Origin of the sequence: Actinoplanes sp. NPDC023714, from assembly GCF_040639855.1 — a bacterium.
Classification (GTDB): Bacteria; Actinomycetota; Actinomycetes; order Mycobacteriales; family Micromonosporaceae; genus Actinoplanes.
Window position 1 is genome coordinate 110,773 of record NZ_JBFAAR010000015.1, and the last position, 21,256, is coordinate 132,028.

23 protein-coding genes are annotated in these 21,256 nt (G+C 70.8%); 10 read left to right on the plus strand and 13 right to left on the minus strand.

The window, feature by feature from the left end; translation table 11 throughout:
* Positions 1-1,383, minus strand: coding sequence for a rhamnulokinase family protein (locus tag AB0G10_RS40550; protein ID WP_360934931.1), 1,383 nt, complete (start codon positions 1,381-1,383; stop codon positions 1-3).
* Complete coding sequence (locus AB0G10_RS40555) at positions 1,380-3,410, minus strand: bifunctional aldolase/short-chain dehydrogenase (protein WP_360934934.1); 2,031 nt, start codon at positions 3,408-3,410, stop codon at positions 1,380-1,382. The genes AB0G10_RS40550 and AB0G10_RS40555 overlap by 4 nt, the downstream gene beginning before the upstream one ends.
* Positions 3,411-3,573: 163 nt before the next feature.
* On the opposite strand from AB0G10_RS40555, the gene AB0G10_RS40560 reads away from it, so the two are divergent.
* Together AB0G10_RS40560 and AB0G10_RS40565 are read left to right on the plus strand one after the other, a co-directional pair.
* The gene (locus tag AB0G10_RS40560; RefSeq protein ID WP_360934937.1) at positions 3,574-4,224 is read left to right on the plus strand and encodes a sugar O-acetyltransferase; all 651 of its coding nucleotides are present in this window, start codon (positions 3,574-3,576) and stop codon (positions 4,222-4,224) included.
* Entirely contained in the window at positions 4,221-4,811 is a 591-nt protein-coding gene (locus AB0G10_RS40565; RefSeq protein WP_360934940.1) for a TetR family transcriptional regulator, read from the plus strand. Before AB0G10_RS40560 ends, AB0G10_RS40565 begins: the two co-directional genes overlap by 4 nt.
* Here AB0G10_RS40565 and AB0G10_RS40570 read toward each other — a convergent pair.
* On the minus strand, positions 4,789-6,159 hold the full coding sequence (locus tag AB0G10_RS40570; RefSeq protein ID WP_360934943.1) for an MFS transporter: 1,371 nt from the start codon (positions 6,157-6,159) through the stop codon (positions 4,789-4,791). The genes AB0G10_RS40565 and AB0G10_RS40570 overlap by 23 nt on opposite strands.
* An 86-nt stretch (positions 6,160-6,245) precedes the next feature.
* On the opposite strand from AB0G10_RS40570, the gene AB0G10_RS40575 reads away from it, so the two are divergent.
* Positions 6,246-7,196 (plus strand): Lrp/AsnC family transcriptional regulator, encoded by a 951-nt coding sequence (locus AB0G10_RS40575; protein WP_360934946.1) that lies wholly within the window; start codon positions 6,246-6,248, stop codon positions 7,194-7,196.
* Between the two features lie 242 nt (positions 7,197-7,438).
* Here the strand turns inward: AB0G10_RS40575 and AB0G10_RS40580 are convergent, their stop codons facing one another.
* The 5 genes from AB0G10_RS40580 to AB0G10_RS40600 all read right to left on the minus strand — a co-directional run bounded on the left by AB0G10_RS40580 (position 7,439) and on the right by AB0G10_RS40600 (position 10,813).
* Positions 7,439-7,834, minus strand: coding sequence for a VOC family protein (locus tag AB0G10_RS40580; RefSeq protein ID WP_360934949.1), 396 nt, complete (start codon positions 7,832-7,834; stop codon positions 7,439-7,441).
* A 23-nt stretch (positions 7,835-7,857) separates the two neighbouring features.
* On the minus strand, positions 7,858-8,538 hold the full coding sequence (locus tag AB0G10_RS40585; protein WP_360934952.1) for an SDR family NAD(P)-dependent oxidoreductase: 681 nt from the start codon (positions 8,536-8,538) through the stop codon (positions 7,858-7,860).
* A 68-nt stretch (positions 8,539-8,606) separates the two neighbouring features.
* Positions 8,607-9,320, minus strand: coding sequence for an MBL fold metallo-hydrolase (locus tag AB0G10_RS40590; protein WP_360934955.1), 714 nt, complete (start codon positions 9,318-9,320; stop codon positions 8,607-8,609).
* Between the two features lie 26 nt (positions 9,321-9,346).
* Positions 9,347-9,745: a hypothetical protein gene (locus AB0G10_RS40595; protein WP_360934958.1), complete on the minus strand. Its 399-nt coding sequence runs from the start codon at positions 9,743-9,745 to the stop codon at positions 9,347-9,349.
* 12 nt (positions 9,746-9,757) lie between these two features.
* Positions 9,758-10,813: an RNA ligase RtcB family protein gene (locus AB0G10_RS40600; RefSeq protein WP_360934961.1), complete on the minus strand. Its 1,056-nt coding sequence runs from the start codon at positions 10,811-10,813 to the stop codon at positions 9,758-9,760.
* Positions 10,814-11,039: 226 nt separating this feature from the next.
* Here AB0G10_RS40600 and AB0G10_RS40605 point away from each other — a divergent pair, with 226 nt between their 5' ends.
* Positions 11,040-11,888 carry a dienelactone hydrolase family protein gene (locus AB0G10_RS40605; protein WP_360934964.1) on the plus strand — a complete coding sequence of 283 codons (849 nt, stop codon included), beginning with the start codon at positions 11,040-11,042 and terminating at the stop codon, positions 11,886-11,888.
* 117 nt (positions 11,889-12,005) lie between these two features.
* Here AB0G10_RS40605 and AB0G10_RS40610 read toward each other — a convergent pair whose 3' ends face one another.
* From AB0G10_RS40610 to AB0G10_RS40625, 4 genes are all read right to left on the minus strand, one after another.
* Positions 12,006-12,413: a hypothetical protein gene (locus tag AB0G10_RS40610; RefSeq protein WP_360934967.1), complete on the minus strand. Its 408-nt coding sequence runs from the start codon at positions 12,411-12,413 to the stop codon at positions 12,006-12,008.
* A gap of 31 nt (positions 12,414-12,444) precedes the next feature.
* Complete coding sequence (locus AB0G10_RS40615; RefSeq protein WP_360935206.1) at positions 12,445-13,269, minus strand: DUF72 domain-containing protein; 825 nt, start codon at positions 13,267-13,269, stop codon at positions 12,445-12,447.
* A gap of 35 nt (positions 13,270-13,304) precedes the next feature.
* Positions 13,305-14,216: an alpha/beta fold hydrolase gene (locus AB0G10_RS40620; RefSeq protein WP_360934970.1), complete on the minus strand. Its 912-nt coding sequence runs from the start codon at positions 14,214-14,216 to the stop codon at positions 13,305-13,307.
* A gap of 171 nt (positions 14,217-14,387) precedes the next feature.
* The gene (locus AB0G10_RS40625; protein ID WP_360934972.1) at positions 14,388-15,422 is read right to left on the minus strand and encodes a LacI family DNA-binding transcriptional regulator; all 1,035 of its coding nucleotides are present in this window, start codon (positions 15,420-15,422) and stop codon (positions 14,388-14,390) included.
* Between the two features lie 389 nt (positions 15,423-15,811).
* Here AB0G10_RS40625 and AB0G10_RS40630 point away from each other — a divergent pair, with 389 nt between their 5' ends.
* The 3 genes from AB0G10_RS40630 (at position 15,812) to AB0G10_RS40640 (ending at position 18,345) form a co-directional block, all read left to right on the plus strand.
* Positions 15,812-16,177, plus strand: a complete 366-nt coding sequence (locus tag AB0G10_RS40630) for a GntR family transcriptional regulator (protein WP_360934975.1) — start codon at positions 15,812-15,814, stop codon at positions 16,175-16,177.
* Between the two features lie 222 nt (positions 16,178-16,399).
* Positions 16,400-16,699 carry a hypothetical protein gene (locus AB0G10_RS40635; RefSeq protein ID WP_360934978.1) on the plus strand — a complete coding sequence of 100 codons (300 nt, stop codon included), beginning with the start codon at positions 16,400-16,402 and terminating at the stop codon, positions 16,697-16,699.
* The gene (locus tag AB0G10_RS40640) at positions 16,696-18,345 is read left to right on the plus strand and encodes an amidase (protein WP_360934981.1); all 1,650 of its coding nucleotides are present in this window, start codon (positions 16,696-16,698) and stop codon (positions 18,343-18,345) included. The genes AB0G10_RS40635 and AB0G10_RS40640 overlap by 4 nt, the downstream gene beginning before the upstream one ends.
* A gap of 380 nt (positions 18,346-18,725) precedes the next feature.
* Here the strand turns inward: AB0G10_RS40640 and AB0G10_RS40645 are convergent, their stop codons facing one another.
* Positions 18,726-19,103 (minus strand): hypothetical protein, encoded by a 378-nt coding sequence (locus tag AB0G10_RS40645; protein ID WP_360934984.1) that lies wholly within the window; start codon positions 19,101-19,103, stop codon positions 18,726-18,728.
* Between the two features lie 112 nt (positions 19,104-19,215).
* Between AB0G10_RS40645 and AB0G10_RS40650 the strand changes: the two genes are divergently transcribed.
* From AB0G10_RS40650 to AB0G10_RS40660, 3 genes are all read left to right on the plus strand, one after another.
* Complete coding sequence (locus AB0G10_RS40650) at positions 19,216-19,524, plus strand: hypothetical protein (RefSeq protein ID WP_360934987.1); 309 nt, start codon at positions 19,216-19,218, stop codon at positions 19,522-19,524.
* A 184-nt stretch (positions 19,525-19,708) separates the two neighbouring features.
* Positions 19,709-20,230: a hypothetical protein gene (locus tag AB0G10_RS40655; RefSeq protein ID WP_360934990.1), complete on the plus strand. Its 522-nt coding sequence runs from the start codon at positions 19,709-19,711 to the stop codon at positions 20,228-20,230.
* Between the two features lie 626 nt (positions 20,231-20,856).
* A complete protein-coding gene (locus tag AB0G10_RS40660; RefSeq protein WP_360934993.1) occupies positions 20,857-21,234 on the plus strand; it encodes a nuclear transport factor 2 family protein in 378 nt (125 codons plus the stop codon).
* The last annotated feature ends 22 nt before the right edge of the window (positions 21,235-21,256 follow it).

Genomic DNA, 21,256 nt, shown 5'->3' on the forward strand with positions numbered 1-21,256 from the left:
TCACCTCCCTGCCCGCGCGGCCGCTGCCCGCCAGGCAGCGTCGTCGCCGCGCGGCTCGTAACGCACGATGCGTTGAGTCTCGCGCACCAGCGCCCGCATCGCATCCAGTCCGCCCTCGACCACCCCGGCGGCCCGCGCCTGCACGAGCAGGTTGCCGATCGCGGTGGCCTCGACGGGTCCGGCGAGGACCGGCAGCCCGCAGGCGTCCGCGGTGAGCTGGCAGAGCAGCTCGTTGAGCGCGCCGCCGCCGACCAGGTGCACCTTGGTGATCTCGCGTCCGGCCAGCTCCCGGGCCTGGCGCACCGCGCGCCGTTGCGCGAGCGCCAGGCTGTCCAGAATGCACCGCGTGACGGTCGCCCGGCTCGCGTCGGCCGGCAGACCGGCGGCCTTCCGCAGCCGGCCCGCCATGTCGCCGGGCGGCAGGAACAGCGGATCGTCGAGATCCACGACGTGGGCCAGGCCGGGTTCGGCGGCGGCCTGTTCCAGCAGCTCGCCGATGGCGGGAGCGCCCCATTCGCGCAGGCACTCCTGCAGCGGCCACAGGCCCATCACGTTGCGCAGGTAGCGGATCGTCCCGTCGACACCGCCCTCGTTGGTGAAGTTCGCCCGCCGGGACGCCTCGCCGAGCACCGGCTCGTCCAGCTCCAGGCCGACCAGCGACCAGGTGCCGCAGGAGATGTAGGCGAAGTCGGTGCCCTCCGCCGGCACGCCGACGATCGCCGAGGCGGTGTCGTGCGAGCCGACCGCCACGACCGGCGTGCCCTCGAAGTGGCCGATGACCTCGCCGGGGTGCCGGATGTCCGGAAGGATTCCCGCCTCGAGGCCCAACCGCGAGATCAAGGACGAGGACCATTCTTTCGTACGCACGTCGAGCAGTCCCGTGGTCGACGCGTTCGTGTACTCCGCGCCGATCCGGCCGGTCAACCAGTAGGCCAGCAGGTCCGGGACGAGCAGCAGATGCCGCGCCGCCCGGTACTGCGGCGTGTCGCGGGCCGCCACCAGCTGGTAGACCGTGTTGAACGGCAGGGTCTGCAGGCCGTTGACCTCGTAGAGGTCGCCCAGCCGATCGGCGATCCCGTCGGTGCGGGCGTCCCGGTAGTGCACCGGGTTGCCCAGCAGCGCGCCGGACTCGTCGATCAGCCCGTAGTCGACGGCCCACGAGTCGATGCCGATGCTGTCGACCGGGCCGGCCTTGCGCAGGCCCTCCACCATGCCGCGGTGCAGCGACAGGATGTCCCAGTGCAGGGTGCCGCCGACCCGGACCGGCTCGTTCGGGAACCGGTGCACGACCTCGAAGGTGAAACCGCCGTCGTCGCCGAACCGGCCGACCACGACGCGCCCCGAGGACGCGCCGAGGTCGACGGCCGCAAAAGCCTTGCTCATCGCAGGAACGCTGCCGCGACGCCGGCGTCCACGGGAACGTGCAGGCCGGTCGTGTGCGACAGCTCGCCCGCGGTCAGCACGAAGACGGCGTTCGCGACGTGCTCCGGGAGCACCTCGCGCTTGAGCAGGGTGCGCTGCGCGTAGTACGCGCCCAGCTCCTCCTCCGGCACGCCGTAGACGGCGGCCCGCTGCGCGCCCCAGCCGCCGGCGAAGATGCCGGAGCCGCGGACCACGCCGTCCGGGTTGATGCCGTTGACCTTGATGCCGTACGCGCCGAGCTCGGCCGCGAGCAGCCGCACCTGGTGGGCCTGGTCGGCCTTCGCGGCGCCGTATGCCACGTTGTTCGGACCGGCGAACAGCGAGTTCTTGCTGGAGATGTAGACGATGTCGCCACCGAGGCCCTGCTCGATGAGGACCTTCGCGGCGGCCTTGGCGACCAGGAACGAGCCCTTCGCCATGACGTCGTGCTGCAGATCCCAGTCCTGCTCGGTGGTCTCCAGCAGCGGCTTCGAGATGGAGAGGCCGGCGTTGTTGACGACCAGGTCGACGCCGCCGAACGCGAGCACGCCCTCGCGCAGCGCCGCTTCGACGGCGGCCGCGTCGGTCACGTCGGCGACGACGCTCACCGCGGCGTCGGTCCCGCCGATCTCACGGGCCACGGTCTCGGCGGCCGCGCCGTCCCGGTCGGCGACGACGACCACGGCGCCCTCGGCGGCGAGCCGCAGCGCGATGGCCCGGCCGATGCCGGAGCCGCCGCCGGTCACGAAAGCGATCCGGGTGGCGAGGGGCTTCGGCTTCGGCAACCGCTGCAGCTTCGCCTCCTCGAGCGACCAGTACTCGATCCGGAACTTCTCCGACTCGTCGATCGGCTGGTAGCGGGAGACCGACTCGGCGCCGCGCATCACGTTGATGGCGTTCACGTAGAACTCGCCGGCCACCCGGGCGGTCTGCTTGTTCGCGCCGAACGAGAACATGCCGACGCCCGGTACCAGCACGATCGCCGGGTCGGCGCCGCGGATGGCCGGGCTCTCCGGGGTGGCGTGCCGGTCGTAGTAGGCGCGGTAGTCCTCGCGGTACGCGGCGTGCAGCTCCTTGAGCCGGGTGACGACCTCGTCGAGCGGCGCGTCCGGGGCGGTGTCCAGGACGAGCGGCTTCACCTTGGTCCGGAGGAAGTGGTCGGGGCAGGAGGTGCCGAGCGCGGCCAGTTCGCCGAGCCGCTCACTGCCCACGAAATCCAGCACGACGTCGCTGTCCGTGTAGTGGCCGACCTGCACCCGGTCGGTCGACGCGAGCCCGCGGATCACCGGGAACAGCGCTGCAGCGCGCTCCCTTCGTACGCTCGCCTCGAGGGCCTCATGCACCGTCGCGCCGAAAGGCGCGCTGCGGCCGTGCGCCTCCAGATAGGCCGCGGCCTTCGCGATGATCTCCTGCGAGTTCGCCTCGCACTCGTCGCTGGTGGCACCCCACGCCGTGATGCCGTGACCGCCCAGGATCACGCCGATCGCCTGCGGGTTGGCCTTCTGCACGGCGGCGATGTCGAGGCCGAGCTGGAACCCGGGGCGGCGCCAGTCCACCCACAGCACCCGGTCGCCGAAGATCTCCTTGGTCAGCGCGGGACCGTCGGCGGCCGTCGCGATCGCGATGCCGGCGTCCGGGTGCAGGTGGTCGACGTGCGCGACGTCGACGAGCCCGTGCATGGCGGTGTCGATGCTCGGCGCGGCGCCACCCCTGCCGTGCAGGCAGTAGTCGAACGCGGCGACCATCTCGTCCTCGCGCTCGATCCCGGGGTAGACGTCCGGCAGGCTCTTGAGCCGGTCGAGGCGCAGCACCGCGAGTCCGCTTTCGGTCAGCGTGCCGAGGTCGCCGCCGGAGCCCTTCACCCAGAGCAGGTCGACGTTCTGTCCGGTGACGGGGTCGGTGTCGGCGCCCTTCGCCGACGTGTTGCCGCCGGCGTAGTTGGTCGTGCGGGGATCCGCGCCGAGGCGGTTCGAGCGGGCGATGAGCTCGGCGACTACGGGGTTCGTCATGACGGTCCTTCGGGCCGGGGCGGGCTTCCTGCACGCTTCGCGTGTGAAACGTTTCAGAGTTACCGACACATTACGACTCCCTCACCACCGGGTCAAGGGTTTCGCGGCGCTTCACGGCCGGAAGGGGCCACGCCGCGGGACCAGACAGCGTACATTTGTACACATGGACGTCAGTGCGAAGAGCATGCACGCCCGGATGCTCGCCGGTGAGCTGTACATCGCCGACGACCCGGACATCGCCCGCGAGTCGGCCCGGGCGCAGCGGCTGGCTCACGAGATCAACATGAGCGATCCGGCGGACCACGCGCGGCGGCGCGAACTGCTGACCGAGCTGCTCGGCGCGTTCGGCGAGGGCAGCGAGATCCGGCCGCCGTTCCACTGCGACTACGGCTACCGGACGACGGTCGGCGCCCGCACCTTCGCGAACTTCGGGCTGGTCGTCCTCGACGTCGCGACGGTGACCATCGGCGACGACGTCCAGATGGGCCCGAACGTGCAGCTGCTGACGGCCACGCATCCGCTGGAACCGGGGCCGCGCCGGGACAAGTGGGAGTCCGCCGAGCCGATCGTGATCGGGGACAACGTCTGGCTCGGCGGCGGGGTGATCGTCTGCCCGGGCGTGACCATCGGGGAGAACACGGTGGTCGGCGCGGGCTCGGTGGTGACCAAGGACCTGCCGCCGAACGTGATCGCGGTCGGGTCGCCGGCGCGGGTGATCCGCCCGGTGCCGGGCGACGCCGGCGAGCCGCACGGCGCCGGCGAGAGCGCGCCGCAACCCGCGGGCGGCGGCGCGCGGGAGGGCGGGCAGCCGTGAACGGGACGCGCGCCGACGGTGTCGTGCGTCAGCCCTCCCCCGAGCGGCGGGCCCGCCGGCACGACCCGGAGCGGAAGGACCGGATCGTCGACGCGGCCATCCGGGTGATCGGCAAGCACGGCGTGGCCGGCACGACGCACCGGCTCATCGCGGCCGAGGCGGACGTGCCGCTCGGCTCGCTGACCTACCACTTCACCGGCCTCGACGATCTGCGGGCGCAGGCGTTCACGAAGCACGCCGAGCGGATGTCGGCGATCTACGCGGCCCACTTCGACGGGGTGGGCACCGGCGACGAGCTCGTCGAGGCCCTCACCCGCCTGATCCACGGCGACGCGGGCGCCGGCGCCGACGACTGGGCGGTCGCCTACGAGCTCTACCTGGCGGCCCTGCGCGACCCGGCGCTCCGCGGCGTCACCGAGAGCTGGATGCGGACCAGCCGCACGGTGCTGGAGCAGTTCGTCGATCCGGTGACGGCCCGCGGGGTGGACGCGCTCATCGAGGGCCTCGTCATGCACAAGACCCTGGCGACCACCCCGGTGCCGATCGACGAGATCCGGGCGATAGTCAGGCGTGCGCTGGGGCGCTGACCGACCTCTCGGCCACCGGAGTGTGCTTGCAGAAGATCAGGACCACGACGCTGCCGAGGAGCGCCATCCCGGCCGCGATCCGCAGCGCCGTGTCCAGGCCGTCGGTGTAGACGCCGCCGAAGACCGTACCCAGCACCGCCACCCCGAAGGCGAAGCCCAGCTGGCGGAACGCGTTCAGCGCGCCGCCCGCCATCCCGCTGCGCTCCCGCGGCACCTCGCCGAGCACCGCCGAGGCCATGGTCGGCAGCACCACGCCGACGCCGAGCCCCACCACGACGAGGCCGGGGATCAGGACGTCTCCGCCGGACGACGGTGACACCCGGGTCTGCAGCAGATCACCGGCCGCGATCAGCAGCAGCCCCATCCCGACCGTCCAGCGCGCCGGCACCCGCTGCAGGGCCCGCCCCGCAAGAACGCCCACGAGCAGCGAGGCGACGCTCATCGGCAGCGCGCCGAGCAGACCGGCGTCGACCGGGCCGTGCCCGAGGATCTGCTGCAGCCAGACGGTCGTGTAGGGCATCACCGCGAAGGCGGCGGCCTGGGTCAGGAACGCCGCCACGATCAGCGAACTGAAGGGCGCGCGCCGGAACAGCCCGAGGTCCAGCATCGGGTGATCCGACCGGCGTTCCACGGCGATGAACACGACGAAGCCGGCGAGCCCGGCGACGAACGCCCCGAGCGTCGACCCGGCCGTCCACCCGTCGACCGACGCCGAGATCAGACCGTAGACCACCGCACCGGCCGCGACCGTGAAGGCGACGGTCCCCGGCACGTCGAACCGGCCGCCCCAGGGCGCCTTCGACTCGGCGACGCCGCGCACCGTGAACCAGACGGCGAGCGCGCAGACCGGCAGGTTCACCAGGAAGATCCAGTGCCACCCGAGGTGCTCGGTGAGCAGCCCGCCCGCGATCGGGCCGGCGGCAGCGGCGGCCCCGTTCACCGCGCCCCAGACGCCGAACGCGACACCCCGGTCCCGCCCCTGGTAGGTGACGTTGAGCAGGGCGGCCGTGGTCGCGAACATCGCCGCGCCGCCGACGCCCTGCACGACCCGCGCGGCGATCAGCAGGCCCACGCTCGGCGCGAAGGCGCACGCCAAGGAGGCGAGAGCGAAGATCAAGACACCGATCAGGTACGTCAGTCTGCGGCCGTACCGATCGGCAAGCGACCCGGCACCCAGCAGAAGCGCCGCCAACGCCAGGGCGTAACCGTCCAGAACCCATTGCAGGTCGTCGTTGCCGGCGCCGAGGCTCGTGGCGATGTCCGGCAAGGCGACCACGACGACGGTGACGTCGACGAGCAGAAGAAACGTGCCGAGACAGACGGCGACGAGCGGTGACCATTTGCGCATGCGAAGCACTATCCTGGGATCGCGCCGGACAGAGCGAACCAGGCTGCGAGACTTGGCGGATCTCGACACAGCCGAGGAGCGACGACGTGGAAATCGACATGCTCGACCGGCAGGTCATCCATGCCCTCCGGGTCAACGGCCGCGCCGGCTACCGGGAGATCGGCGCGGTCCTCGGCGTCTCCGACCAGACCGTCGCCCGCCGGTACCGCAGACTGCGCGAACAGGTCCGGCTGCGGGTCGTGGCGCTGCCCAACCCGTACGCGCTCGGCCAGGAGATGTGGATGATCCGGCTGCGGTCGGCGCCGGACGCGGCGATGTCCATCGCCGGGGCGCTGGCGCGCCGCCGCGACACCGTCTGGGTGAGTCTCACCAGCGGCGGGACGGAGATCTCCTGTTCGGTACGGGTGCCGGCCACCGCCGACTGGGAATCCCTGCTCCTGGAGAAGCTGCCGCGCACCCCGCGGCTCGTCTCGGTGACCGCGCACTGCCTCATCCACCAGTTCATGGGCGGCGCGACCGGCCCGGACAACCTGGACCGGGCGCTCACCGCCGAGCAGATCACCGCGCTGACCCCGCAGCGCCTGCCCGGACCGGCCCGCCTGACCGAAGCCGATCAGCCGCTGGTGGACGCCCTGGCCTGGGACGGCCGGGCCGGCTACACCGAGTTGGCCGCCAAGACCCAGGAGCCCGAGTCATCCGTACGGCGACGACTGCGTGACCTGCTCGGCACCGGCGCCCTCTTCACCGACGTGGAGATCGACCCGGACGCGCTCGGTTTCCGCGGGCGGGTCATGCTCTTCCTCTCGGTGGCGCCGTCCCGCCTCGCCGAAGCGGGCGCCGCGCTCGCCGGCCACAAGGAGGTCGTCTTCGCGGCCGCGACGACCGGGCCGACGAACCTGACGGCGACGGTCATCTGCGAGGACATGGCCGGGTTCTACCGCTATCTGACCGAGCGGATCGGGTCGCTCGACGGGGTGGAGCGGGTCGAGTCGGCGCCGCTGGTCCGGCATTTGAAGCAGGTCGGGGCGGTCCGCTGAGAAAGTCCGGGCGGCGGTGCAACGTCCGGGGGCCCGGCCGCGTCTTGATCTATAGAGGGCACTCCCCTGCCCCCGGGGCCGTGCCCTGCACGGAGGCGGCGACGGACCGATGCGGACCGTCGCCGCCGAACCCCGCCGCGCTTCCGGCGCCGTGTTTCCGGCGCCGTGTTTCCGGCGCCGTGTTTCCGGCGCCGCGTTTCCGGTGCCGCGTTTCCCGGCGAGCGCCGCTTTTTCCGCTTTTTTCAGCTTTTCTCAGCGCAGATCATCACGGGGTGGCCGTCCGGGTCGGCGACGTAGGCCATCCGCTCGCCCCACGGCTGGTCGGCCGGCTCGACCAGGACCGGCACCCCCGCGGCCCGGAACCCGTCGATCGCCGCGTCGACGTCGTCGGTATAGACGCAGAGTTCGAACTGGCGGCCGGCCCGCAAATCCCGCGGGAGATCCATCGGCAGGCCGTGCGAGCCGATCTGCCCGTCGCTCGCCTGCGCCACCGAGATCGCGGAACCGCCGAGGGAGAGCGCGACGAACTCGCCGAACCGGTACGTCTCGACGAATCCCAGCAGGTCACGGTAGAAGCCGAGGGCGGCCTCCAGGTCGGCGACGTAGAGGATCGGGTGGGCGTCCCGGAATGTGGTCATGCACCATTCTGACCCCTGTTCCGTCAACCCCGCCGCAACCGCGCGCCGAGGCGCAGGGCCGGTCCCACGGCGCCGGTCAGCGCCGCCATCCGCCGCGGAAAGGAGACGAGCGCGGTCCGTTTCCGCACACAGCGCAGCAGGACGTCGGCGGCCTCCTCCGCGGAGATCTTGAACGGTGTCACCGGCGACTTCGCCATCTTGGTGTCGACGAATCCGAATCGGACAGCGCTGACGGCGACTCCCCGCGGCCGCAGCGCCGCGTCGAGGCTCAGCAGGTAGGACGTCAGCCCCGCCTTCGACGCCGCGTACCCGGGGGCGTCCGCACTGATCAACCCGTCCGCCATGCTGGACAGCCCGATCACGTGTCCGCGGCCGGCCGCCAGCATCGGCGGCACGACGGCCTCGATCATGCGGGCCGCGCCGAGCAGGTTCACCTCGATCGCGCGGGTCTGCACGCCCAGGTCGGAGGTGAGCGTGTCGCCGACCCCGGCCGCGTAGACGGCCAGGTCGAAGCCGGGCAGCGACGCCAGGACCCGGGCGAACTCCGGCGACGTCACATCGACGACGTGATGCTCCGCGGCGTCTCCCGCGGCGGCCGGTGCGGGGCTGCGGGACACGCCGGTCACCTGCCAGCCCTCGCCGAGGAGGCGCCGGGTGAGCGCCAGTCCGATGCCGTCGCTGTTGCCCACGATCAATGCCCGCATGACCGCGAATGATAAGCCGATTCCCGCGGCCGCAGAGGCGCCGTCGTCACCCCCCGGCCGGGGAGTCCTCAGGCCCGGAACGCGGCGACTCTGCGCACGACCTCCTGCGTCCCGGCGTTCCACGGCGTGCCGTGCCCCGGCAGCACCCAGGTGACGCCCAGGTCGGCGAGTCGTGCGAGGGACGCCGCCGCCAGCTCCGGATCGTCGGTGAACGGCGCCGGCTGCGGCCCGTCCGCGCCGGTCAGCACGTGCCGGGTGGTCAGCGCGTCGCCGACGAACACGGCGTCCACCGCGGCCGAGTGGATCGCGACGCTGCCCGGCGAGTGCCCCGGCAGTCCGATGATCCGCGGCGCGCCGGGCAGGTCGAGCACGTCACCGTCCCGGATCGTGGAGACCTCGGTCAGATACGTGGTTCGCAGTCCGCCCTTGCGGCCCGCGTACCAGAGAAAGCGCGCCAGCGCTCCGATCTTGATCTTTCCCCAGCTCGGCGAACTCTTCATCTCGCCGCGAGCGCGCGCCGCGTCGGCCTCGTGGACGAAGACGGGCACGCCGTGATCGCGCCGCAGCCGCTCCGCGAACCCGAGATGATCGCTGTCGCCGTGCGTGAGGACGACGCCCCGGACATCGGCGAGCGTCTTGCCGGCGGCCTCCAGCTCACTGATCAGTTCCGGCCACTGACCTGACAATCCGGCGTCGATGACCGTGACGCCCCCATCGGTGACGATCCGATAGGCGGCCACGATGTCGTTCCCGATCCGGCGCAGGCCGGGCCCCAGCTCCATGGTGGACACGGTACCCAGGCCGCGCATCAATGACAGAGTGCGAGCACCTTGAGCTCCAGACAGCACGACACCGTGAGCACGGTCATCACGGCGAGGAGCCCGCGCGCGACGATGAGCGCCCCGCTCCGCCCGTTCCAGGTGGGCGGCAGGACCTGCTCCACGATGACCGCCACCAGCCAGACGAACAGCAGCAGCAGGTAGACCAGGTCCCAGATGCCGTCGTCGAAGGCCGTCCCGTTCCCGTTGCCCCCGTAGTTGGAGCATCCGCGTACGTCGGTGGCCGGCCGCAGCATCAGCGTCAGCACGGTGAGCACCACCGCGCCGGCCACCAGCGCCCGGAACCCGGCCAGCGGCGACCGCGGCTTGCGCAGCCCGGCGCGCTCACCCTCGAAGAAGAAGATCCCCGGCTCCCCGTTCAGATCCACCCGAAACGATGATCACCGTAGCCGACCCCCGCGAGCGGCCGTCTTGTAGGTGATCACCGGAACCGTGGTGAGCACCGGCGTGGCCAGGCCGAACGCCTCGAGGTCACCGATCACCTGCTCGATGCGCTTGTAGGCGGTCGGCGCCTCCTCGAAGAGCAGCTGCCGGTCGCCGCAGACGACGAGCGAGCCGACCGGGGTGCGCCGCAACTCCTCGACGGTGTGCTTGGCCTTCCCGCGTTTCAGGGCGTCGGCGCGCGACATCTTGCGGCCGGCGCCGTGCGCGACCGACCAGCCGGCGTCGGCCCCGGCGTGCGCGGCGACCAGGTAGGAGCGGGTGCCCCGGGTGCCGGCGATCAGCACGTCGCGGCCGTCGCCCGGCGCGGCGCCCTTGCGGTGCAGGTAGAGGCCGTCGCGGATCTCCACCGAGTTGTGGCAGACGTCGACGAGCGGTTCGCCGAGCTCGGCGCCCAGGGCGCCGGCCACCCGATCCGCGAGGGCACGGCGGTTGAGGCTCCCCCAGCGGACCGCGGCGTCGTGCTGGTCCAGGTAGGCGGCGGGGTCGGGGGCCGGGCCGGCGCCGTGGACCTCGGTGTGCGCGCGGAGGATCCGTTCCCCGAGACCGCGCGAGCCGCTGTGCACGATCAACACAAGGTCTCCACGCAACAAACCCGACTTTTCCGGATTTATCAGCTCGGAAACCTTCGCCAGTTCGACGAAGTGATTGCCGCGGCCCACGGTTCCGAACCCGTCGGCGTACCCGAGAGGCAGCTCCGTCGAGGGCTCCACCGGCTCGTCGAGATCCGGGAAGCGCGCCGCCAGCCGCTCCGGCACGACCTTCTTGAGCCTGATCGGGAAGACCGCGATGCCGCAGCCGATGTCCGAGCCGACGAGGAACGGGTAGAGCACCCGCGACGTCATGGCGGCGCCGATCGGGGCGCCTTTGCCGGGATGGAGATCGGGCATGCCGGCGACGTGGAGCATGCCGTCGAGCGCCGCGACCTGATGGCACTGGGCGATCGCGCCGGACTCGATCCAGCTGCGTTCACCCGCGAAGACGGTGACAGACAAAAGAGACGATCTTTCTGCGTACGAGGGAATGAGCCTTTTTCAACGTGGCGGGGAGTGATCGTCAGTTCGTCATGCCGACCAGTGTCGGCCCAGTTCACACCGTCGGCAACATCATTTCCGTCCTGTTACATATCGCCGCGACATGATCCCAGTGGGATTACCGGCGAGTAACGCACACATTCACATTCATGTGTGTGCACGTTCCCACACCCCAGGGAGATCACGCATGAGAGCACTGTTCGCATCCCTAGCCGCGGCCGCCGCCTTCCTGGTCGCGCCCGCACAGCCCGCCCTCGCCGCCAACCCGTACGAACGCGGTCCCGCCCCCACGAACGCCAGCATCGAGGCCAGCCGCGGCTCGTTCGCCATCGCGCAGACCACGGTGGCCCGGCAGAGCGGCTTCGGCGGCGGCACCATCTACTACCCGACCTCGACGACGGCCGGCACCTTCGGCGCGATCGCCGTCTCCCCCGGCTTCACCGCGACCCAGTCGAGCATCGCCTGGCTCGGCCCGCGCCTCGCCTCACAGGGCTTCGTGGTGATCACCATCAACACGCTGAGCACCCTCGACCAGCCGGACAGCCGCGGCACGCAGCTGCTGGCCGCGCTGGACTACCTCACCGGAACGAGCTCGGTGCGCACCCGCATCGACGCGACCCGGCTCGGCGTGATGGGCCACTCGATGGGTGGCGGCGGCAGCCTCTCGGCCGCGCGCACCCGCCCGGCACTGCAGGCCGCCGTGCCGATGACCCCGTGGCACGGCACCAAGTCGTGGTCGACCGTCCGCGTCCCCACGATGATCATCGGCGCCGAGAACGACACCGTGGCGCCGGTCTCCTCGCACTCCGAGCCGTTCTACACGAGCATGTCCAGCGCGCCGGACAAGGCGTACCTGGAGGTCAACAACGCGACCCACTCGGCACCGACCGAGGGCGGCAACGTCACGGTCGCCAAGTACGCGCTGTCCTGGCTGAAGCGCTTCATCGACAACGACACGAGGTACGACCAGTTCCTCTGCCCGGCGCCCTCCGGCTCCACGATCCAGGAGTACCGCGCCACCTGCCCGCACGCTTAGTCCCGTACCCCTCGAAATCAATCGCCCGGCGGGGCTCGCCTCGCCGGGCTTTCGTTCCGCGGAGCTCGCGGTCTTTGTTTCCGTCTTTTGTTTCCGCCAAGCGCGCGCCGCGCCGCGTCAGTCCAGCAGCCAGCGGCGCAGATCCGTGCCGAAGGGAGTGAGCGCCGCCGCCGTCAGCAGCACCCACGCGGCGGTGCTCCACAGCAGGCCGCGGAATGTCGCGCGATCGCCGATCTGCCAGGTGTGCATCAGCATGCCGAGGCCGAAGAAAACGGTCACGAATCCGAACGCGTAGATGAAGAACGCGACGAACATCCCCGGCACGAAAAGCCACGCGAGCCCCGATCCGGGCAGCGAGTCCTTCGGGTCGCCGAGCCGTTCCAGGCCGGGCGCGAGCACCGCGCCGAAGTCGCCGGCCCGCGCCGCGGCGAGCAGCAGCACGCCGAAACTGCTGATCAGGCACGCGACCAGAAGCGTCCACTGTAGCCAGACGAGGAGCCGCCCGCCGGCCGACCGTTGATTCACGGCGCGCAATCTATCGGACGCGTCCCGGCGCTCAGAACAGGGTCGGGGGCTCGTCCGGCGCGGGCAGCGGAAGCGGCTCCGGCAGGGGATCGATACCGGGCACGAGCGCGCGCACCTCGTCGTGGAATCGCCGGCACAACTCCGGCGCGTCGGCATTGTCCGGAGTGTGGACGAAAACCGTCGGCGTCCGCCCTTCCCGCAGCCATCGCGCGACGGTCCGGACCCATTTCTGCCAACCCGCAATCGTACGATCGGAAGCGTCCCGCCCCAGATACCGCACGATCGGCCGGTCCGTGAGCGCGTGCTCCCGCAGCGGCATCCGCGGTTTCTTCGTCCAGGCGTCGCGTTCGGCGTCGCTGGTCGGCGGATCGGCGAAGAACGTCGTGGTGTCGAACGGAATCCATTCCGCGTCGAAATACGTCAGCATCTCCTCGAGCCGTTGCGGCGCCGCGAAGAATTCGGGATGGCGCACTTCGACGGCCCAGCGCTGCCCCGCCGGCATCCGCTGCAGGAATCGGCCGAGCACCGGCATGTCCTGCGGCCCGAACGACCCGGGCATCTGAATCCAGAGGGTGCGGTTCACCAGCGGCTCGACGGCGTCGAAGAAGGCACGCAACGGCTCGTCGGCGTCGGCGAGGCGCCGTTCGTGGGTGACCACCTTCGGAATCTTCAGGACGAACTGGAATCCCTCCGGCACGTCCTGCGCCCACCCGGCCGCCGTCTCCCGCGTCGGGATCGCATAGAAGGTGGTGTTCCCCTCGACCGCATTGCACCAGCTCGCGTAGGCGCGCAGCCGCTCGCCGGGCGTCGAGGGATGCGGCAGGAACCGCCCCTGCCACGACTTGAGGCTCCACATGGCGCAGCCGACGTACAGTTTCTTCGGTTCGGCGCTCACGAAAGCAGCGCCTCCGCGAGTTCGGCCGGCCGGCTGAGGCTCATCAGATGACCGCCGGGCAGCTGCTCCACGCCGAGCCCGAGCCGCTCCTTCGCGATCCGCTCCTGAAACGCGGCCGGAAAGAACCGATCGTCCATTCCCGCCAGCACCCGGGTGGGAACGTCCGGCCACGCCGCCAGCGGCCACGGCAGCTCGAACGGCGTCCCCGACTGCGGCGAGTCGTGCGCCAGGGCATAGGCGGCCAATTCCTCCGGAACATCGTGAAAGAAGTACACCCGAAAGTCGAACTCCCCGTCCGGATCCCGCCCTTCGGCCAGGTCACAGGCCCGCCGAGCCTCCTCCTGCCCGGTGTTACCCCACCATTCCCCGCCACTTTCCCCAGGCGCCGGAATCATAGCGTTGACCAGAAAGATGCGGTTCACCGAAAGGCGGTCGCAGACAAGCGGAGCACTGAGCCCACCCATCGAATGAGCAACAAGCACCAGTTCCCCAGCGCCATCCCTTTCGCCGGAGCCCTTCCCCTGGCCCGCACCATTCCCGTGGCTCGCGCCATTCTCCTGACCCGCGCCACGTCCCTGGCCCGCGCCATTCTTCTGGCCCGCGTCACTTCCCTGGCCGGCGCCGTTCTCCTGGTCCGCGTCACTTCCCTGACCCGCGCCATTCCCATGGCCGGCGCCGTTCCTCTCGCCGGTGTCGTTCTTGTGGACGGCGCCCTCCGCGTACCCGGCCTCCCGCACCGCTTCCACGATCACATCGGCGTATTCCCGCAGCCCAGCCCGCTCATCCCCGGCAGGCAGATCAACCGCGACGACCGCATGCCCAGCACCCCGCAGCCGCTCAGCGACGAGATGCCAGATCCAGCCATTGCCACCGGCGCCAGGAACCAGCACATAGGTACGACGAGACATCCGCCAATCCTATGCAAATCTCACGCCCGCCCTCGACCAAGGCCGCCGCCCGCTCAAGGTCGCCGTCTCGCTCAGGACGCCGCCTCGCTCACGCCGTCTCGCTCAGGACGCCGCCTTGCTCAGCAGGACGCCCCAATCAGGACGCCGCCCCAACCAGGGCCGCCGGATCAATCAGGGCCGCCGGATCAATCCCGTGGACGCCCGCGCCACCAACGCCGGCACAAAGGACGCCTGCTCATGCACGTGATCCGGATTCGTGGCCTCGTCGAGGACCAGCCGGGCCGCCGTCCGCCCCAACTCCTGACGCGGCTGCCGTACCGATGTCAGCGGCACAGCCGCCGCCGCCGCGAAGTCGATGTCGTCGAACCCGACGATCGCCAGGTCGTCCGGTACTCGCAGGCCGGCCGTCACCGCATGCTGCAACAGCCCGAGCGCCAGCAGATCGTTCGCGCAGAACGCCGCGGTCGGCCGCCGCCGGCTCGGCAGCCCGGCCAGCCGTTCCCCCGCCGAACGCCCCTCACTCACCGACAGCGCCTCGGTCGGCAGGTTGATCAGGTCCTCTTCCGGCAGCCCGAACTCCGCCCATACCTCACGGGCGCCCTGCAACCGCTCCCGCACCTGCCCGATACTCGACGGCCCACCCACAAACGCGACCCGCTGATGACCGCGATCGATCAGATGCTCCACCGCAATCCGGCCGCCGAGCACGTCGTCGACCGAGACCGAGCAGTGGTCCGCCGCCCGGCTCAACCGGTCGACCATGACGAACGGGATCCCCCGCTGACCGATCTCGGTCAGGTGCTGCGCGTCCGGGTCGACCGGCGTGATCAGGATGCCCTGCACCCGCTGCTGGACGAGCCGATCGAGATGTTTCGCCTCGCGGTCGCCCCGGCCGCTGCTGTTGCAGACGAACAGCGACAGATCGGCGTCCTCCGCGGCGGTCTCGATGCCCTCCGCCACGTCATGGAAGAACGGGTTCCCGCCGTCGAGCATGACGTACGCCAATGCCCGGCTGGTACCGGCCCGAAGCTGCCGAGCAGACTCGTTGCGGACGAAGCCCAGCTCAGCCATGGCGCGCTCGACCCGCTCACGGGTGGAAGCGCTCACCACGGCGGGACGGTTGAGCACGTTCGACACCGTGCCGAGCGAGACACCCGCGGCTGCGGCGACATCCTTGACCGAGGGGGCGCGGCCGTTGCGCGTCAACGGTGGACCTTTCGCCGAAACGGATGTTGCACCTCGAGTGAACCACCGGAACTGAAACATTTCAACGTCCCACTCCCCGCGTTTCGCGGTTCCGGAACCACGGCCCCTCAACCCCGCTCGACCCCGCCGCGGGCCCACAAGTTGCCAGCCCGAAACCCGGCCGCGGACGCCCGGCTCCCACCCGACAAACCACGCAGGAAGTCGCCACCTCACGAGGTCATCACCTCGGAAGCGCCACCAGCCCGCAAGCGTCACCGCCTCAGAAGCCGCCACCACTCCCGCAGTGCCACCGCCCCGACGCGCCACGCCTCCTGGCGCACCGGACCCGGGAACCCGCCGCCGCCAGCCTCCGAAGATCAGGTATACCGGCCTGTATACCACAAGTCCTCATGGCCATTCCGCCCACCCCGAACCGCGGCGCCGACCGCGCGGACGTGGCCCACGAACGGCTCCGCGAAGCCATCCTCGCCGCCGAACTGCGCCCGAACCATCGGCTCGTGGAGAAGGAGATCGCCGACTGGCTCGTGCTCAGCCGCACCTCGGTCCGCGAGGCGCTGTTCCGCCTCGTGCAGGAGGCGTGGTCGTCCAGCGCAAGGGCGGGGTGGTCCGCGACCACACCCCGGCCCGAATCGCCAGCGAACACGTGGACGACACCGCCCGCATCATCAAGGCCCTCGGCATCCGACGAGCCCCGGCGTTCGATGAACCCGACGCACCGCATGACGCTCAGGCTGAGCGCCCGCACGCCCTCCTGACGGGTCGTTCCAGGCGCCTTCCTCACGCTCCTTTCTTCCGTACGCCGGGAGCACCCGGCCCGGACGGCACCGCCGCTCATCACCCTGACGGCCACGGCAAGGCGCCATCCCGTACGAAATGAGGGCGAAAGCAGTCGTCCATGATGGACCGGTGGCGCCCGGTCACGGCTACGTGATCTTGGGGATACAGCCACGACACACACGGCTCCAAGAGTGGCGATCATGGCTGTCACACCTCCCACGGACGCCGAGCTCAACACCATGATCCGGGCTCGTCTCGCGTCCCTCGGCATCGACCTGGACCAGCTACCGGCGGGCACGACCGCCGACCCGGTGACCGGCTCCCCCGGCCGCGACTCGGTACTCGCCTCGCTGCGCTCGTTCGTGCGAAGCAGTGTCACCAACCTCGCCTCCTTCCAGATGCCCGCTCCCGCCGGTAGCGACCCGGCACACGCGGCCGCCCTGTCGCAGCAGCCCGCGCCGATGCTCTACCCCTCGATCAGTACGGAGTGGCGCCGATGACCCACCTGCCCATGACCTCCTCCCCGACGGCGCTCGATGCCGGCGAGGCCGACCAGTCGGTCAAGGCCGTCAACCGCCGTGCCTTCCTGATGCAGACCGCCGCGATCACCGCAGCGGCCGCCGCGGGCGCTGCCGCGTTCCCGGCCGCCGCCAGCGCCTCCAGTTGGTCCGGCAAGGCGCCGAAGTTCGGCTCCGACGCCTACGTCAAGCCACGCCCGGAGGCGATCGCCGACCCGACCGAGCTGACCGTCGCCGAAGCCGCCTGGATGATCAAAAACGGCAAGCTGAAGCCGGTCGACCTGGTCGAGGCCTATCTCGCGCGGATCACCGCATACGACTCGGTCTACCAGGCGTTCAACACGGTGCTCGGCGCGGAGGCGCTCGCCGCCGCCAAGGCCGTCGCCCGGAAGAAGCCGACCAGCCCGCTGCACGGAATTCCCCTCGCGATCAAGGACAACTACTGGACCAAGGGAGTGCGCACCACCGCGAACTCCTATCTCTTCCAGGACTTCGTCCCGCCCTACGACGCGACCGCGGTCGCCAGGCTGAAGTCGGCCGGCGCCATCGTGATCGGCAAGACCCAGATGGGCCCGCTCGCAACGACCCGCGCCACCACCCCGGACGGGCGGATCACCACGGTCAACGCCTGGACCCCGAACAACGCCTCCACCGACCCGGGGGGCTCCTCCACCGGCACGGCTACCTCGGTCGCGAGCAGGATGGCCGCATCCGGCACCGGCACCCAGACCGGCGGCTCGATCACCGCGCCGTCGAACGCCCAGAACCTCACCGGCCTCAAGCCCACGATGGGCCGGGTGTCGCTCGCCGGGATCATTCCGCTCAGCTATACGCGTGACCACCCCGGCCCCCTCGCTCGTGACGCCAAGGACGCGGCGATCATGCTGACCGCCATGGCCGGCGAGGACTCGGCCGACCCGCGTACGCAAGGCCTTCCCCCACTGCCGGACCTGGTCGCGGCCGCAACCCCCTCCTTCTCGAAGGGCCGGTGCCGCACCCGCAAGAAGATCCGCGTCGGCGTGCTGCCCGGGTACGCGAGCAACACCACCCGGCAGGCCTTCCTGTCGACCTTGGACGGCATCGACAACATCTCGCTGGTCGACGTGCCGCTCCCCGACCAGTGGGACCTGCTCACCGGCAACGACTTCAACAACGTGCGGCTGCCCGAGCGCAGCGAGCCGTTCATGCCGTACCTCCGCAGCGACCTCCGTGGATTCGGCGTCTCGGTGACCGGCTGGCTGCAGGGCGCCCTGCTCGGCGCGAACGAGTTCATCACCGGCCAGCGCGCCAAGCTTCTGCTGCTCGAACGCGTCCTCGACCAGGTGTTCGCGAAGTGCGACGTGGTCGTGCAGACCAGCCCGGTGCCGTTCGACATCCTCGGCCTCCCCGAGATCGGATTCCCCATCGGTTTCTCCGCCGCGGGCGTACCCATCGGCACGATCCTCGGCGGCGCGCCCTACGAAGAGGACACCCTGCTGTCAGTGGTCGGCGCCTACCAGGCCGTCACCGACTGGCACTGGAAGCGCCCGGCCGACCCCGCGGTCCCCGCCGCCACCGCCCGTGCCCTCAAGACCACGGACGACCGTGGCCGCCTCTCCGCCGACGACGTCCTCGACCAGATGCAGTAGCGCTCCGAGCAACGCCGGCCCGAACCCGGTGACCGCTCAGCGCAGATGGTCGCCCGGTTCGGACCGGTCGCTCGATCCGAGCCGGCCGCTCATTGCGGCAACCGTTCGTCCCCGAGGTCCGGTCCGGCTTCACGCCGGGCCGGCCTTTCTTTCTGTGGCGACCCCGGACCCTCCGTGACCGGTCGTCGGACTACGCATTCGCTGAGGCAACCGGCGACCGTCGGCTTGTGACCGGGCGATCGAGTCCTGGGATCGACTCAACCCTTGTGCGCGGCGAGCTGGCGGGTGTCGGTCAATCGGTGAAGGACAGACCGTGCTCGGCCAAGGCCTCGGCGAGGATGCGGATCGCCTTGGGGCCGACGCCGTGCATGGCCAGCAGCTCACGGCGGCTGTGCGTCGCCACCTGGGCGAGCGTCGTGATGCCGGCGGCCATCAGCGCGCTGGTGGCCGGCCTCCCGATCGGAGGCAGGTCGCCGATCTGCGCGGGAACGTCGCGAGTGCTCACCCGCCCCACGATAGGGCCACGCCCGGTCGGCCTCGGCCGCGAGACGACGGCCCCACCAGCGGCGGAACGCGAAGCCGAGCAGGATCGCCGCGACCACGCCCGGCCCGCAGTGCACGAGAAGCACGCCGGCGAGGCTCGGCCCGCCCCAGTCGGCCTGGTAGGTCGACGGGTCGGACATGTCGATGAGGAACGGCTCGGCGACCGCGCGGACGACGAAGTAGAGAGCGATGATCGTGCCGAGGATGCGTTTCATGCGGCGAAGGTACGACCGCCGGCACGGGCGCCGCATCGGACCAGGGTCTGAACTGATTTTTCCGACCTGAGTCCGATGAATTCGAGAGTGCCGCTGTGACACGATGCCCGCCATGACGGGGACTTCGCGATTTCGGACGGCCACGGGCACCTTCGTCTGGGCCGCGGTGATCCTGGTGATCGCCTTCTGGTTCTTCTACATGGGCGCGGCCAGCGAGACGGCCTGGATGGAGAACATCACCGACGACGGGACGGGCCCGGCCGTGGCGACCGCTCTCATCACCGTGCCGTTCCTGCTCGTCCTGCTGGCGGTCCGGCTCTACCTCTTCCGCCGCGAGCGAGCCGGCGTGGTGCTCGGCTGGGCGGCCGCCCTGCCCGTGTCGGCCGGTCTTTATATGGTCGCCGTGAGCATGCTCGGGTGAAGCGCGGTCGGCGCGCTTTGAGCGACACGGATGATCGAGGCACCTCGGCGGTGCGATACTGCCAGGGGAACCCGACACGCTGACCGAGCCGCCGTTTGGACGAACCTCACCCGTTCCGATGCCGGGCACACGCACCCTCCGGGCATGCCGATACTGGAGAGTCGTCATTTGATGCGGAGGACTGATGGACGAGTACAACCCGGGGGCAGCTCCGTCGGTGGCCCGGCTGCTGCTGGAGCTCCGCGGGCGGACCACCGTCGACGTGAAGCCGGTCGGTAAGGCTCTGCAGGTGCGCCCGCAGGGTGCTACCGGTGTCGCGGTGTACATCCACGCGGGCGGCGTCGACGTCGCGGTGGAGCAGGACCGGGCCAACGACCTGGCGCTGTCGATGCCGGGGGCCTACGTCCGCGACCCGGACGACCCGAACACCGTCGTGACGCTCGAGGCGGACTACATCGACGAGAACTACGACGCCCTGCTGGAGGCCGCGGTTCAGGCCGTCGACCTGCGCAAGACGACGGTTCGCCCGGCGCGGGCCGCCCGCGCGGCCGGCAGCACGACCACGTCCACCCCGAAAGCGCCGAAGGCACCCAAGCCGGTGAAGGCCACCGCGGCGAAGCGGATGGAGATCGAGCGTCCCCGCTGCCCGAAGTGCAAGCAGTACGAGCTGCTGGCCAGCGGTGAGTGCCCCTCCGGCTACTGCTGACGGCCACCGCCGGAAACGCCCGGCACGAACGGTCCCGACCGCAGCGCCGGCCCCGAGGTGGGTCGAGGCCAGCGCTGCGATCGGGCCCGGCAGGCGCTGCCGTTGGGCTGGGCAGACGCCACGGTCGGGCCGGGCAGACGCCACGGTCGGGCCCGGCAGGCGCTGCGGTCGGGCCCGGCAGGCGCTGCGGTTGGGCCGGGCAGGCTCGTGACGGCCGAGTACATGAGCGCTTGGGCGCCTGGGTGGGTCATCAGCGTGGTGATGGGCAGGCTTCGGGGCACCCGGGCCGGGTCGGAGGCGCCCGGGTCGGAGATCTCGGCTTCGGGCTGCCGCCGTAACCCCCTGAAGCCAGCGGCGGCGCCCGGGCCGAGAAGTGTCCGCCGCCGGCGTGGGAATCGAGGGGTTCGGCGCAGATCGTCGACGGTTGCGGCACGGCATGGCGCGGCAGGGCGGGCGGCCGCGCCGCCACACCGCCACACCGCCACACCGCCACACCGCCACACCGCCACACCGCCACACCGCCACACCGCCACGGAATCTTCGAACACCATGCGCAACCCTTCAACCTGTTCGACGCGCGGTCTGGCACAACGCATCCGCCGGCGGCGGTAGGGCGTCGTGTAGACATGGGAGGCGTGGGAGATCTCGAAGCGGAACTGCTTGCGGCCGAACAACGGCTGAAGGACGCGCAGCGCGAGGGCGACGTCGCGGCACTGGACCGGCTGCTCGACGATCGGCTCGTCGCGATCGGGCCGGACGGCGGTCGATACACGAAACGGGACGATCTGGACGCCTATCGCTCGGGGAGCTCGGTCATCGACAGCCTGACCGAAGAGTCCCTCGAGCACCTGATCGCCGGCAGCACCGGGGTCACCTTCTTCGTCGGCACCGTTGCCGGGACGTTCGGGGGCGCGGCGGTGACCGCGCGGATGCGGTATACGCGCACGTGGGCCCGGGTCGGGGACGAGTGGCGGGTCGTGGCGGCGCACATCGCGACGGCCTGACAGCGGGATTTCACCCGGCGGG